15 protein-coding genes are annotated in these 13954 nt (G+C 67.1%); 4 read left to right on the top strand and 11 right to left on the bottom strand.

Annotated features, from left to right (window positions below; translation table 11 throughout):
• Positions 1 to 25: 25 nt before the first annotated feature.
• Both ACZ3I3_RS12140 and ACZ3I3_RS12135 read right to left on the bottom strand, forming a co-directional pair.
• Positions 26 to 958 carry a hypothetical protein gene (locus ACZ3I3_RS12140; protein WP_467364549.1) on the bottom strand — a complete coding sequence of 311 codons (933 nt, stop codon included), beginning with the start codon at positions 956 to 958 and terminating at the stop codon, positions 26 to 28.
• 92 nt (positions 959 to 1050) lie between these two features.
• Entirely contained in the window at positions 1051 to 1710 is a 660-nt protein-coding gene (locus tag ACZ3I3_RS12135; protein WP_467364378.1) for a hypothetical protein, read from the bottom strand.
• A 319-nt stretch (positions 1711 to 2029) separates the two neighbouring features.
• Here ACZ3I3_RS12135 and ACZ3I3_RS12130 point away from each other — a divergent pair, with 319 nt between their 5' ends.
• A complete protein-coding gene (locus ACZ3I3_RS12130) occupies positions 2030 to 2398 on the top strand; it encodes a DUF192 domain-containing protein (protein ID WP_467364377.1) in 369 nt (122 codons plus the stop codon).
• A gap of 228 nt (positions 2399 to 2626) precedes the next feature.
• Here the strand turns inward: ACZ3I3_RS12130 and ACZ3I3_RS12125 are convergent, their stop codons facing one another.
• The 6 genes from ACZ3I3_RS12125 to ACZ3I3_RS12100 form a co-directional block, all read right to left on the bottom strand.
• Positions 2627 to 3178, bottom strand: coding sequence for a hypothetical protein (locus ACZ3I3_RS12125; RefSeq protein WP_467364376.1), 552 nt, complete (start codon positions 3176 to 3178; stop codon positions 2627 to 2629).
• 161 nt (positions 3179 to 3339) lie between these two features.
• Positions 3340 to 3717 (bottom strand): hypothetical protein, encoded by a 378-nt coding sequence (locus tag ACZ3I3_RS12120; protein WP_467364375.1) that lies wholly within the window; start codon positions 3715 to 3717, stop codon positions 3340 to 3342.
• Between the two features lie 118 nt (positions 3718 to 3835).
• Positions 3836 to 4267 (bottom strand): hypothetical protein, encoded by a 432-nt coding sequence (locus ACZ3I3_RS12115; RefSeq protein ID WP_467364374.1) that lies wholly within the window; start codon positions 4265 to 4267, stop codon positions 3836 to 3838.
• A gap of 61 nt (positions 4268 to 4328) precedes the next feature.
• The gene (locus ACZ3I3_RS12110; protein WP_467364373.1) at positions 4329 to 5069 is read right to left on the bottom strand and encodes a hypothetical protein; all 741 of its coding nucleotides are present in this window, start codon (positions 5067 to 5069) and stop codon (positions 4329 to 4331) included.
• A gap of 15 nt (positions 5070 to 5084) precedes the next feature.
• Positions 5085 to 7400, bottom strand: coding sequence for a Tox-REase-5 domain-containing protein (locus ACZ3I3_RS12105; protein ID WP_467364372.1), 2316 nt, complete (start codon positions 7398 to 7400; stop codon positions 5085 to 5087).
• Between the two features lie 168 nt (positions 7401 to 7568).
• Complete coding sequence (locus ACZ3I3_RS12100) at positions 7569 to 8072, bottom strand: ATP-binding protein (protein WP_467364371.1); 504 nt, start codon at positions 8070 to 8072, stop codon at positions 7569 to 7571.
• A gap of 268 nt (positions 8073 to 8340) precedes the next feature.
• Between ACZ3I3_RS12100 and ACZ3I3_RS12095 the strand changes: the two genes are divergently transcribed.
• Both ACZ3I3_RS12095 and ACZ3I3_RS12090 read left to right on the top strand, forming a co-directional pair.
• Entirely contained in the window at positions 8341 to 9192 is an 852-nt protein-coding gene (locus tag ACZ3I3_RS12095) for a helix-turn-helix domain-containing protein (protein WP_467364370.1), read from the top strand.
• Positions 9193 to 9204: 12 nt separating this feature from the next.
• On the top strand, positions 9205 to 9396 hold the full coding sequence (locus ACZ3I3_RS12090; RefSeq protein WP_397617319.1) for a hypothetical protein: 192 nt from the start codon (positions 9205 to 9207) through the stop codon (positions 9394 to 9396).
• Here the strand turns inward: ACZ3I3_RS12090 and ACZ3I3_RS12085 are convergent.
• The 3 genes from ACZ3I3_RS12085 to ACZ3I3_RS12075 all read right to left on the bottom strand — a co-directional run bounded on the left by ACZ3I3_RS12085 (position 9365) and on the right by ACZ3I3_RS12075 (position 12915).
• Entirely contained in the window at positions 9365 to 10432 is a 1068-nt protein-coding gene (locus ACZ3I3_RS12085) for a hypothetical protein (RefSeq protein WP_467364369.1), read from the bottom strand. The two genes, ACZ3I3_RS12090 and ACZ3I3_RS12085, sit on opposite strands and share 32 nt — an antisense overlap.
• A 4-nt stretch (positions 10433 to 10436) precedes the next feature.
• Positions 10437 to 11453, bottom strand: coding sequence for a hypothetical protein (locus ACZ3I3_RS12080; protein WP_467364368.1), 1017 nt, complete (start codon positions 11451 to 11453; stop codon positions 10437 to 10439).
• Positions 11454 to 11595: 142 nt separating this feature from the next.
• Positions 11596 to 12915 carry a hypothetical protein gene (locus ACZ3I3_RS12075; RefSeq protein ID WP_467364367.1) on the bottom strand — a complete coding sequence of 440 codons (1320 nt, stop codon included), beginning with the start codon at positions 12913 to 12915 and terminating at the stop codon, positions 11596 to 11598.
• A 601-nt stretch (positions 12916 to 13516) separates the two neighbouring features.
• Between ACZ3I3_RS12075 and ACZ3I3_RS12070 the strand changes: the two genes are divergently transcribed.
• Positions 13517 to 13768 (top strand): hypothetical protein, encoded by a 252-nt coding sequence (locus tag ACZ3I3_RS12070; protein WP_467364366.1) that lies wholly within the window; start codon positions 13517 to 13519, stop codon positions 13766 to 13768.
• Positions 13769 to 13954 lie beyond the last annotated feature (186 nt).

Genomic DNA, 13954 nt, shown 5'->3' with positions numbered 1-13954 from the left:
CCGTCAGTGGGACTCATGGCTGGGGTCAGCGGTTGACGGCTTGGACCTCCTGGACGACCACGTTCTGCGTGGCGCCGAAGGTGCCGTCGGGCAGGTCGCCGCCCGCTCCGCCGGTGCCGGTCCACCGGATCTCCCAGGTGACGGTGGCCTGGAGCGGGTAGGTGCCGTCACCCGAGGAGCGCAGGTATTTCACTCCGCAGGGCGGGGTCTGGTCCGCCTTGCCCTTGGCGTAGGGCTCGCCGATGCGGCCGTTGTCGATGTCGCAGACGCCGGAGGCCGGGTAGGTCACGGCGTCCTTGGTGCCCGGTTCGATCCTGAGCGACACCGGTTCCGCCGTCGCGGTCGCCTGGATGCCGAGCACCGGTACGGACGCGGTCACGGAGACCGGCTGGAACTCGGTGCCGTTCAGCCAGGCCCAGGTCGGCAGGTTGACCTTGGTCGCTTGGGCGGGGGCCAGGGTCACCTTGGTGCTGGGGACGCGGATCTCCGCGTAGGCGAGTTCGGCGAGGATCTTCGGGGTGACGGCATTCTTGATGTTCGCGGGCGGGGGGTCGCCCTGGTCCACCCAGAAGATTTCTTCGTCGCAGGAGTCCCAGCCCGGGGGGAAGTCCTTGTTGACGAAGGAGTCCCAGAAGTAGCCCTTGCCGGTCTTGTCCTTGTTGAAGTCCTTGTAGGGATGCCCCTTGACGTAGCGGTCACGCTGCTTGGCGTCCCACTCGTAGCCCGTCGAACCAGCCTCCCAGGTCGGCTCGAGGTACTTCTGCAGCTGTTCCGGGGTGTACTTCGGGGCGTACCAGCACGGCGGGGGCGTCCAGGACGTGGACGACGTCAGTGCGCCCGCGGAGTTACCGCTTCCGTTCTTCGAACGGTCGAAGACGACGCCGCCCGCAGTGACGGAAAGGGTGCCGTCCTTACCGGCGTTGGCGCCCTGCTCGGCGCCCTGTGTGCCGTCACCCAGTGTGTCGTCAGCGTGGGCGACGCCCGGAAATGCAAGGAGGGACCAGCACGCGCCGGCTACGGCCAGCGTCGAGAGCGTCGGCAACGGGCGTGTCAGGGCTGGCACTTGGGACTCCCGCTCTGCGAAACGACCTTCTGGATCATCCAGACACCCTTGTCGTTCTTCTTGAGCGACGTGTGGTAGATGACGTAGCTCTTGGCAGTGACCGTCGTCTTCTTGACCTTGTCGGTCTTGAGGTACTTCACATACGCCTTGCCCTGGTCCTCGCAGTAACTGAGCGACGCCGTACCGTCCTTGTCGACCGCTACTTGGGGGGCGTAGAAGCGGTAGGCGCCAGTGATGGCGGCCTTGTGATCGACGTAGTTCTGAATGAACTTCTGCGTCGCAGCGGCGGCTTCGCCCTCGTAGTAGTAGAGGTACGGCTTGTCGAGCGCGTTCTGGTTGACGATCGCCAAGTCCACAGCCTTGATGGACTGCTCGCTGTCCGAAAGGACCGCGTCCTTCTCCTTGTCCCCGGTCTTGGGCCAGTCGAAGGTGTAGGACAGGTCTGACGGCAGGTCGATCTTCGGACGTTCGGCGGCAACCGGGTCGGACTTGGGCGGGGACGCCGAGGCCTCGCTTCCCGTGTCGGCTCCCGCGATCTTGTCGTTGTCCTTGCCCTCGGAGCTGTCATCGCTCCCGCACGCGGACAGCGTCAAGGCCGCAGCGACGGTCAGCGTGAGCGCTGCGAGGAGGGTGGGGCGGCGGTTCACGGTCGGCTCCCGTTAAGAGGCGAGGCTTCTCTTGAGCGAACCAAAGCTATACAGCGGTGTGGAGCCGCACCAGAGTGAAGGTTGTCAACTCACGGGGCTGTATGGGGAGGAATCGGCGTTTCGCCGACCAGTTCAAGCCGTAACGGTTGCATAACGCGCCAATCCGTCCGTCAGGTGTGACGGCACGCAGGGCATTTCACTCACGAACCAGCAAAGGGCATGGGCCCGTAGACCCATGTGAGGCCTACGCCCCTATGGATACGTTCGGGTTCGTACAGCCGTTGGCAGGTGGCAGGCGGCACAGTCGGAGGGGGCCTGTATGGGGCGGCGTTGGCGGGACGGTCGCGGAGAGCTGGTCGTGCATGGGGGTGGTGAAGGGCCGCCTGTCACTGTTCCTTTGGAGATCGCCACCTCCTACCACGCCCGGACGAAGGGGCTGTTGGGGCGGGACTCCGTCGAGGGGGCGATCCTCCTCTCCCCCGCCAACAGCGTGCACACCTTTCGCATGCGCATGCCGATCGATGTCGCCTATCTCGATCGGCACCTTCGCGTCATCACCGTGCGGACCATGCGGCCGGGGCGGTTGGGGATGCCGCGGCTGCGTGCCCGGCATGTAGTGGAGGCGGAGGCAGGGGTGATGGCGGGGTGGGGGGTGCGGGGAGGTGTGTCCGTCGAGGTCATCACTTAGCACTTCACCCCCAGCCGGGCGCGGACGGACTCTCCTATTGACCAGGGCGTCCTCCACGTAGATGTCGAGTTCAACCTTCTTGGCCGGGGCTTGCTCCGACACGGCCCGGGCCCCGGGACAGATCTCGCCTGGGGCACGGCGGCCCGCCCGACGCGTACGTTCGGCCGCCCGGCAGCTCAGGCCGGCAGGGCTTCAGCATGAAGCCATGAAGCGCGGAAAGCCGCGCGGTCATCGGTCCGACACGAGTTGGAGGACGGCCGTACCGTCCTCCCCGGTCGCCGCCTGGATCACCACCGCGTCCGGCTGCGGGCTCGGGCGACCAGCGTCCCCGAGGCCGCCGCACGAGTTGCCGCTGCCGTTGCTGCGGAGGACGGTGATGCAGCCCTGCCCCGGGCCGCTCGCGCTGCCTTTGGACTGGCCGCTGCCCGACTTCACCGTGTACGCGATGCTGTTCGGGCCGACCTCGGTGACGGACAGGGTGGCCGGGCCGCGCGGACCCTTGAAGGGGATTTTCACCGGCTCCGAAACCGCGATTTCGCAGTTGCCGTCCGCGCAGGCGGTGATGTCACGGCCGTCCGCGGCGGACACCGAGGGCTTGGGCTCGGGAGTGGGCTTGGGTTGCTTCGTGGAGTCGGCCTTCGAGGGCTGCTCACCGGATGGGGACGACGCCTTCGCGGGCTCGTCCGAGTCGCTGCCGCAGCCGGCCGCCGCCGTCAGGGCGATCAATGCGGCGAGGACAACTCCACTTCTGCGCAGTCCGCGTGCTGTCGTCGCGGCCATGGTGTTCCCCCGTGTGCTGTGCTCCGGCGTGCGTGCCTCGGCTCCGGTGTTCGGCAGGCAGTATTCCCTCGTGTCGCTGCCGTCATGCGCCCGGCAGCCGCGGCTAGGTCCCGGACAACGACATCCTGGTCAGACCCCCAGGCCTCCGAGCGCGCTCCGCTTCACTTCAAGCACTGCGTCGCTCCCGCAGTCGAAACGATGCGCGTGGTCTGCCAGACCCCGTCGCTGTTCTTCTCCAGCCGCGTGTTGTAAAGGATGAAGTCCTCATCGGAGGGCGTGGTGAACTTCGGCTTGTTCGTCTTGAGGTCCTTGGCGTAGCCCTTGCTCTCATCGGCGCAGAACACGACCGAGGCTGCCTTGCTGCCATCGAGTGTCACGGTCCGGTCGTAGTACCGGATGGTGCCCGTGATGCCGAGATCGGCCTTCTTGAACTTGTCCACCCAGATCGCGGCCGCCTCCAACGCCCTGCCGGTGTTGTAGAAGTTCAGCGCCTTCGCCTCGGGGTCCGTTCCCGCGATCGCCGCGTTGACCGAGCGCATACGCTCGGCGTTGTCAGCGAGTACGGCGTCCTTGACGGCGTCACCCGCTCTTGCCGCACCAAAGCTATCTATCCGGCGATGGGAACAACGCTGCGATGGAAAAGCCCCCGTGGGCGTCCTAGTCGGGGAACCCCTCATCGGAACCGGTCACCCCGGCAAACAGCACGACCGGCTCCTCTTTGTCCTCATGGCCGACGCTCGCCGCGACCAGACGGTCGCCGACCCGCCAGTACAGGAGGTCACCGAAGTATCCGCTCTCGCACAGCTCCTGGAAGAAGGGCGGGAGGTCGTCGTCCGGGTCCAGGAAGGCGTTGGCGTAGTCCTCCATGGACATGGACCCGTGCCGACCCCACCGGGCGTCCAACGCCGCTGCCAGGTCTTTCAGCTCCGCCTCGAACTCCTCGCCGGTCCGCATGAGTTCGTCCCAGTCGTCGTTCGGCGGGGCGAAGTCCCGGCTCTCGTGCAGGGTCACGAGGTGGTAGGCGTCGCCGCGGGTCAGGGGGCGGGCCAGGAGGTCGTCGATGCGGGCGATGTACTGCTGCACGCTCATCGAGGGGCACTCACTGTTTCGTCGTTCACCGAGATCTTGAGCCGCTCACCGACCCGCACCGTCACAGCTTCGCCTCCGTGGCCGGGACCGGCAGGGGGTCCAGAGCACCGGTCCCGGCAAGCGTCTTGTGAGCGGCGAGCACCGCCTGGGTGGACGGCGTTCCGCCGGAGCTGTCCGCGATCTCCAGCACGACTCCGCCGTGCCTGGCGGGCAGGCGCCGGAGAGCGGAGAAGTCGTCCGGGACGCGCGCGGCGCGGCTCTCCGACAGGTACACCGCCCACCCCGCGCGTGGATGGGAGGCCCGCAGGCCATAGGCCGACCTGAGCTCGTTGTACAGCGGCCGGTCGTAAGTCAGCCCATGGTCCGCGTCCCACACGTCCGCCAGAAGCGCCAGCACCTCGGTGAACCGGCCCGTCAGGGGTACGGCCGCCGAACCGGACGCGGGGAACAGGTGCACCACCGCCGTGAACGGGGAGTATTCGTTCGAGCCTCCCGCGATCACCCTGGCCCGCAGGTATGCGCCGTCCGACTGGGTGGCCACGACGTTGGCCGTGTAGCCGAGGATGTCCCGGTCGTCCTGGGTGTTGGCCGCCTCCAGTGCCGCCGCGAAAGCCTCGGATTCCACGGGTACGGGCTGCCCCGGGCCGGAATCCTCCTCCCAGCGCCACTCGGCCGGCGCCCCCTCCGACAGCTCCGACAGCTCCGACAGCCCGGTCAGGAGCTCCAGCCACCGCTGGGCCAATTGCACAGGCGTCTCCGGCCTGGGCCCCCAGGAGACCTTCACGACCACTTCGCCCGACATACGCGCTCCTCTTTCCTACTTCTCCGCCGGGATGTGCTTGACCACTACGTCCAGGTCGGCGTCGTCGAACGCCTTCTGTGTCGCCTCGGCCACCCGTTTGTTGGAGAAGTTCCATTCGACGGGCTTGCCGTTCGCAGCCCGCAGCTGGCGCTGCGCCTGCTCGATGAACTTGTCCGCCTGCGCCTTCTGAAGAGTCCCGTCCTCGCCGACCTTCTTGCCGTATCCGAACTTCGCCTCGATGTAAGTCTGCCGTGACGAGTCCCAGCCATCGAAGTCGACGTCCCTGCCCGTCCTCGGATCCTTGACAGCGTATTCCTTGCCCCGCTTCACATGGGTGACCTGCTCCTGGTAGCGCATCCAGCGCTCCATGCTCGGCCAGTAGGCCACCGCTTTCTTGGCTTTCCACTGGCCGTCACCGCCGTCCTTGGAGCCCTTTCGCGGGTTCTTCAGGTCGTTGTACCAGGACGGCTTCTTCCACTTGGCGACCTTCTTGCGGCTTTCTTCCTTCTTCGCCTCCTTTTCGGCCGCCTCGGCCTCCTCGGCCTGCTTGCGGGCTTCCTCCGCCTGTTTCTTGGCCTCCTCGTCGCAGCCGCCTTCGGCCAGTACGACATAGGGGGCGCGGGACCCGCCGGCGGCGAGGACCGTGGTGCCGCTGCCAGCGGACCCGGTCAGGCCCGGGATGTCGCCGTACGGGACACGGCGGCCGGGAGCAGAGGCAATGGTGCAGCCGGATTTTCTCGCCTTCTCCTCGGCCTCGTCCGCCGCCTCGTCGGCCTCCTTCGCCGCCTTCGCCGCGGCGTCGGCGTCACCGGCCTTGGCCGCTTTCTTGGCGTCCTCCGCCGCCTTCGCGGCTTTCTCGGTGAGCTTGCCGACTTTGCCGAGCTTGCCCAGCTTGCCGAGTTTCTGAACGATCTTGGCTTCGCCGTAGCCGGGGATGAAGAGCGAGCCGACGTTCCAGACGACATTGGTGACCGCGCGGGTCTTCTCGCCGTTGTTCCACTGGTCACGGACCTCGTCGCCCACGAACGTGTCGTCCAGGACCTTGACGCCCGTGTTCCACGACGCGCCGCCCCAGTCGGTGAGGGCGTCGAAGTAGTCGCCGTTCTCCCACTTCTCGCCTGCGTCCTTGGCGTCCTCGGACCACTGGTCGCCCAGCGAGCTGCCGTAGTCCTTCAGGCCCTCCCACGCCTCACCCGGGTTGGTGACCGTGTCCCAGATTCCCGTGACGTCACCCCAGATGCCGTCGACGAACAGGCCCTGTCCCACCTGCTTGAACTGGTCCCCCACACAGCCGAAGAAGGCCCCGACGCCGGAGGTGCAGCCGTCGTCGCCGTCGTCACCGTCGCCGCTGTCCCCAGCGGCCTGCTCGTCCTCCTCCCATCCAGGCTCGCCCTCAGCTGCGTCGTTCTTCTCCTCGTCGGTCTCCTCGGGGTACGAGACGGTGGTGTCCTCGCTGCCCTGCGAGGCGGAGCCGCTGTCGGCGCCCTCCTCACCTACCTGGCCGCCCGAGCTGGACCCGGGGGTGTCCTGGTCTCCGGAATCGGCTCCGCCGGGCCCGTTTCCGCCGGGGCCGTCGTTCCCGGTATCGCCGTTGCCTGTGCCGCCGTTCCCGGTGCCGTGGTCAGCGGATCCGCCGTTCTCGGCGCCTTGGCCGGCATCGTCCTGACCGTCCTGGCCCTGGCTCTGGCCGGCTGCGTCTTCACCGTCGGTCCCGTCCGCGCCGTCGCCGGCCTGAACCTCCTCGCCGCCGTTTCCTGTTTCCGCCGGGCACGACGTTCCGGTGACCTTGCACACCGCCGACTGAATGCCGGTGAATATCTGCGTTCCCAGACCGCCGACCAGCAGAGCGACGATGATCGCCGCGACCACGGCCACCAGCCCCGCGTACTCCACTGCGGTCTGACCCTCGTCCCGACGCCAGCTGATCATCCGGGCCAGGGAGAAGGGGCGGCGTTCGGCCCTGGCCGACTCGGGGAGGAGGTACCAGTCGCGGCTGTCCCGGCGGGTGAGGAAGTAGAGGATCAGCGAGGGGAGGAAGAGCTGGGTGTAGCCGCGCGGTGATCCGTCGGTGATGTTGGATATCGAGCCGAGGATCAGCCAGATCTGTACGGCGATCAGGCCGCCCCTGATCCTCGCTCCGCCCTCCCAGGTACGCCGGGCCAACCACCAGCCGACTGCTCCTGGGGCGGCGGCGTAGGCGGTCAGGGCGAGTACTCCGCCGTCCAGGGCGTCGTACGAGGCCGCGGTGAGCAGGAGGCCGAGGCCACCGACGACCGTGACCGCGAAGAGGGTGTGGACGAGCACCAGCGCCGTCGCGAGCGAACCCGGCATGTCCCTCCGCCGGCCAGGCCCCGACGGCCACCCGGCCCCGAACTCCGGCGCTCCCCCGATCGAGGCCATGTCCCCCCACCTTCGCTCTACGACACGGCCCGAGGGTAGGAAGGGGACGACGGGACGGGATGGGCCCGTGGCCCCAAAACGGGGCCCAAATGGCGGGAACTATCGCTTGAGTACGCCGCCGCCGCGTACGTAAGCCCGGGCGCCGTGGTGCGGAAGCACGGCCCACATGCGCGTACCGCCGCCCGGCTCGCGCGTCTCACCGAAACCCCAGTTGCCGCCGCACGCCCGGACCACACAGGCGAGCACCCGCAGGGCCGCTCGGCGCCGGGTGTCGCACACTGCCGCCAGGTGGGGATTCGTGTGACGCGGGTGGCCGTCGTAGAGGATCACGCGCAGGGCGGACTCCCGGTAGCGCAGTGAGAAGTAGACCTCTGTGGAGGGGGTGAACCGACAGGCACAGGCCGCGAGTTCACCGACCGCTTGCACCGCTGCATCGGTGACGTCCTCCAGACCGTGAGCTCTCAGGATCGTCCGCGTCGCCGTGCGGGCGATGGCCGGGCTTTGGAGTGCGGCAGGGAGCGTGAGGCTGTAGGCGAGGGTTTCGGGCGTCGAGGGTGTGGGGGCGGTGGCCGGGGACGAGCAGGTGGTCACGGACGCGGGCATGGCAACTCCCTTGGTCGTCGGGGTTTTTGCGCTCCGCCGGGTGGCTCGTCTCCCTGACGCGGGCCCACCCCTCCCAGGGCAGGAGTGTGTGGGCGGGCGCGCGTGATGCGCTTCCGTTTTCGGCGGAGAATTGTGTAGTCGATCTGTCACTGACGGTAGAGCAGTTGGCGGCACTAGTGCCACTTGTTCCTCGACATTGCCTCCTTTGAGTTGGCTCGGTTGCTTACCAGGGGCAGAATGAGTCGGACCACAGGGGAGGAAGGTGCCAATGCCGACACGGACCATGCCCACCGAACGTCAACGGCGTCTGGGTGCCGAGTTGCGGAAGATGCGGCTGGCCGCGGGCAGGACCACCGAGTACGCCGCCGGGCTGCTCGGGCTGGACCGGACGAAGGTCTCCAACATGGAGGCGGGGATCCGCGCCACCTCGCCTGAGCGCATCAGGGTCCTCGCCAGCAACTACGACTGCGCCGACCAGGCTTACGTCGAAGCTCTCGTCGCCATGGCCGACTCCCGCAAGCGGGGCTGGTGGGAGCAGTACCGCGGCATACTCCCCCAGGGTCTGCTGGACGTCGCCGAGTTGGAGTGGTTCGCCGAAAAGCTGCGGTCCTTGCAAACCGTGCACGTACCCGGACTGCTGCAACTGAGCGGGTACGCCCGCGCCGTCTTCGACTCCGCACTGCCACCGCTCCCCAAGTCGGAGGTAGAGCTGCGAGTTGCCCAGCGCATGCAGAGGCAGCAGGTTCTCGAGCGGGAAGGGCCTGTCGAATACGTCGCGTACGTCCACGAGTTGGCACTGCGCATGCAGTTCGGCGGGCGGCGCACGGCCAGGGAGCAGCTCCACCACCTGTGCGAGATGTCCGAGCACGACAACGTCGACGTACGGGTCCTGCCCGTCGAGGTTGGTGTGTTCCCAGGGGCGGGGCACGCGGTCCTGTACGCCAGCGCGGCTGTGCCCCAACTCGACACCGTGCAGCTCGACTCCGCACACGGCGGAGAGTTCACTCACGCCGAGGCCCAGTTGGCCAAGTACCGTGCACACATGGACTGGTGGCACGCCAAGTCGCTGGACCAGCAGGCATCACGGGACTTCATCCACCGCATTGCCCAAGCCCTCTGAGGAGCAGTCACCATGGCCGAGATCACCTGGGAAGAGCCCTACTGCGCCGAAGGCAACAACTGCTTCCGCATAGGCACTGACACCGAAGGCAACGCCTACATCGCCGTCGCCGGGCAGGAGGAGCGCCATCTGACCGACAGCCGCGATGCCCTCCGAGCGCTCATCCGGGACATCAAGGCGGGCAAGGCCGACCATCTGCTGTAGGCCGCCACTGCGTGCCGGCCTCCGCTGCCTCGGTGAGCAGGCGCGTCGCATCGGTGACTGCGAAATTCCGGTCGATGTAGCGCATGGCGAGGTCCTGAGCCCAGGGTGCGAAGCAGTCCTCGCGCCATAGCCATTCGAGCATGCCCTGTGCCAGATTTGCGGCGATGCGCGCAGCCCACCGCTCGGCGAAAGCCTCGGGGGTCGCGTCCTCCAGGTCGATGCCCAGTCGCTCGCACTCATGCCAGGCCCAGATCAGACGCTCCCGTGTGACCAACCGCGCGTCGGGCATCAGGGGGACGAGGACCATCTGGACTTCCAGCCACGCCGGCCGGTCCTCCGCATCCTCGATCCACTTTCCCTCCCAATGCGGGGGCTCCTCCGATGCAAGCCGTTGGTCAGGCAGCAGCGCTTCGAGAATGGCCCGGGCCTGGGCGAAGCGTTCCGGTGTCGGTTCGTCCTCGATCTCCCAGCCGCCGGCCCAGCCGGATGTCAGATCGCGTACCACTTTGGGGGGGAGCAGCTCCTCGCCGTCGGTAGGACGAGCCGCCCGTGCCTCGTATTCCGGTCTCCGCAGCTTGGCGAGCCATTCGCGGGCATCCTGCCGGTCGCTTTCGCCCACCGACTCGTCCTGCACCAGGCGCGCCAGCGCCTGCTCGCCGTACGGGAAGCCTAGATCGCGGAGCAATACGATGTCCTGACTGACACCGAGACCGGAGCGTGCGGATGTCTCGGCCAGCGCAGCAGCTCGGGCGACGTCCAGTACCTCGCCACGTCTCACGGCTTCCTGCAGGGAACGCAGCAACCGTTGCACCTTGAACGAAGCCTCCCAGCTTTCCCGCCGGGCCGCGAAGAGCCGACGCTGCTCATCGGTGAGCGCGAGACCGGGCTCCTCCTGAGCCCGATCCCAGAGGTCCTCCAGTTCCTCCGGCCAACCACTCGTTCCCGGCGGCGCAGCGGCGATCGCCACCTCCAACTCTCCGAGGAGCGCAGCCGTGCGGTCGTCGGGAGCCTCCGCGTGATCCTCGTTGTATGCCACGGATTCAGGAGCCGCTCTCCGCCGCTGCCACCTCGGACAGCAGGCGAGTTGCCTCGGCCACGGCGACATTCCGGTCGATGTAGCGCCTGGCGAGGTCCTGGGCCCACGGGGAGAACTGGTCCTCTCGCCAAAGCCAGGACAGAATGCCTTCCGCGGTCCAGGCACCAATGCGCGTGGCCCACCGAGCACCGAATTCCTCAGGCCCTTCACGCAAATCCAGCCCCAGCTGCCTGCACTCGTACCAGCCCTCGGCCATGCGCTCTCGGGTAGCCAGCCCGACATCCGGCATCAGATCTCGCAGCACCATGCGGATCTCCAGCCAATCGGGGCGCTCATCCTCGTCTTCGTCCCAGTCCCCCTCCCATTCCGGAATGGGCTCCGGAAACGGCAGCCTCGTGCTGGGCAAGAGCGCTTCGAGAATGGCGCGGGCCTGAGCGAAGCGCTCCTGCGCCGGTTCTTCCTCGACCTCCCAGCCGCCCTGCCAACCGACTGTCAGGTTCCGTACCAGCTCTGGCAGCAACGGCTCCTCACCTTCGACAGGACGGCTAGCCATCCCCCGGTGCATCGGCTCCCGCAGGCGCCTCAGCCACCAGCGGCCCCAGCGTCGATCGCTGGCGCCCACATGCATGTCGGGCACCAGTCGTGCCAGCGCCTGCTCGCCATACGGCACACCCAGGCGGTAGAGAACGCTGATCGCATCGAACCCCGCAAGTCTGGCGCGCACACACGCCTCAGCAAGAACGGCGGCCTCTGGGAGGGTGGTCACCTGGCCGTGCTCCACAACCTTCCCCAGCGAGCGCAACAGACCATGGACACGTGACGACGCCGCATTGCAGGCGCGTCGGGCCATGAAGAGTCGCCGCTGGCCGTCGGTGAGCGGCAGGTCAGGCTCCTTCTCAAACCGCTCGTAGAGGTCGTGCAATTCTTCGGACGTCCAGTAGCCGTCTGTGGTCGGCGGAGCGTCGGCCATCGCCGCCGCCAGTTCCCCGAGGATCTTGGGCACCTGCCGATCGTCGCTCATGAGACTCCCAGATACTCCATCGCGGTCAACTCTGGAGGAGCCACCATGACCGACGGCATCACTTGGGAGGAGCCGCTGTAGAGCATTACCAACCCCTCGCCCCGTCGTACACCTTCTGCGGTCAGCAACGGGTGTAGGGGCCTCATGGCGCCCACTCCTGCGCGGCGTTCCTCGTCGTGGCCGGCAGGCTCGGATCGAAGGCCAGTCGCGCCAGGGCTTCCCGGCTGTCCGGCACGTCATCCGTGCGATGGAGGAACCAGATGGCCTCCTCTACCGCGCTGCCGCGCCGGGCGCACCGCTCGGCTAATTCCGCGGCCCAGAGGGCCGTCGCCGACAGAACAGCCGGTTTCTTGTCGCCTGCCGCCCCTCCGCCTTGCGGGAGGTCAGCGAGCCAGCGGAAGACGGCTGCGGTGACTCGGTCAGCGATCTTCTTGCACCAGACCTTGGCGAAGCACGCGGCGCCGATGCCTTCCAACTCGAACCCCAACGACTGGCACTCGCGCCACGCCTCGTTCATTCGCTCGCGAGTGACCAGCCGTGGGTACGGCATCAGGGCGCGCACCACCTCAGCGATGGCACTGCAATCCGCCGGAGCGTCACTGCACATCTGCGCGTCATCCGGCACCCGTTCGACAGTCAGACACGCCTCCAGTGCTGAACGCGCCTGGGCGAGGCTGTGTGAATCGGGCGCGGTCGCGTCCCAGCCGAAGTCGTTCTGCCAGGAATGCGGAAGGCCCTGCAGCCCTTCGGGCAGCAGCGGCTCCTCGTCGCGGGTGACTTCCCGGGCCCGATCCTCGTACACCGAACGGCGCAGCCCGAGTAGCCGGGAACGCACATACGGGCGGAAGTCCCGGACCTGGTCGTCGTGTACGAGTTCTCTCAGGGCCTTCTCGCCGTGCGGACGACCGAGCGAGACAAGCAGGCGCACCGCCGCCTCGACCGCCATGCCGACCCGCACGAACGCCGCTGCGAGCAGCGCGGCGTTTTCAGCCTCCCCATCGTTCAGCAATCCGGCGGTGGTTGCACGCTCGATGAAAGCGAAGGCGTCGTACGCCAGCGCCTGCCGCACCGAGGCGGCCCACTCCGCCGCCACCCTGTCGACCCACTGTTCAGTCGGTGGCTCAGGCACCACGGGAATCCCTATGTCGGCCCAGGCTCCGACCACCTGCTCCACCCGCTCCCGAGTGACCTGGGAAGTGGTCGGCATGATCCGGGTCAACCAGGCGTCTGCCTCGTCCACGGTGTGGTCATCACGGTCGTCGTAGAAGTCCCGTAGTTCCTCGTCCCAGTCGTGCACACTCTGCCGTCGGTCGGGCAGGCACGCACGCAGCACGTGCCGGGCCTGCTCACGTCTCTCCTCCGTGGGAGCAAGTGCCTCCAGAGCCTGAGACTTGCGGTATGTCAGATCGTGCCAGGGCGGTGGCAGCTCGCGTATGGCAGCGGGCAGCAGGTAGGTGTCCACAAGTCGCTCTCCGTCGCTGCCCCGGCAGCTTCTCGAGGCGCTGGCGTCACGAGACGTCCAGGTAATCCATCGCTTCCTTCGGGGTCTTCGTCCTGGACCATCCATGGTCCCAGCCTGCCTCAAGGGAACTCGCACGCTGGGCGTCTTCAAGCATGCCGTGCTCGTGTTGCGCTGGACGCAACCATGAGAACACTCAGCAGCGGCAGCATTGGATACAGTCGCTTTTATGAGTACCAACATGTATGGATGGCTGGAATGCAGGCCCCAGCCTGGGCGCTATGGCACTGAACACGTGCTGTGGGAGGCCTTCTCCGAACTCCGGCACCTTCATTGGGCCCGCGATTACATGTCGTGGTCAGCACTCTTCGACGTCCGGAGTGTGGAGCCTGTCAGAGCTCACTTCCCTGAGCGCGGAGCCCCTGTAGATATGTCGGACACGGTACAAAGGGATGCGGACGATTTCGCTGGCCACAGTAATTCGTGGTTCTCGTGGCGTGAGCTGTCGGCTGTCGACTGGAATGCCCCCTGCACCGACGGTCCGTCTCGGTACTGGGTCCGGCGCTGGTCCCGCACCCATGAAGGATCCTTCGTACCCAACGGATTGGCCGCACTCCCGGATGAGCTGTACGACTCGGCCGCCGCCAAGTTCGGAGAAGGCAACATCGCCCCCGCCCGGTGGCCCGCCGACGGAGAACTCCTGCTCGGCGACGAGGTGTACCGACCTGTCGTCCCCCCTTATCGCGACCTGGTACCGACCGACGGACCATGGCAACCTGTGTGGAATGTGATGGGCACGCTGTCCGAACTCCACGGTGAGGACAACGTCCGCCTCGTCGTCTGGTTCGGCGGCTGAACGGAATCCTGGCGGCATCAGTCGTGCGTCACGGTGTGACGGCTATCCATTTATCAGGCTTGTCGATCTCAACTCGAGCCGTGCTCGGATTCGCCTTCTTCCACTCGGAGAGTGTGTTGATCTCCCCGATGATTGTCCGGCTGACACGTCAAGTTCACCGTGTTCTTCACTTCGCCGTGATGCCCT

Source organism: Streptomyces sp. NPDC016851 (genome assembly GCF_055562795.1).
Note: the sequence above shows the minus strand (reverse complement) of the source record. Positions and strands in the feature narration are given on the sequence as shown.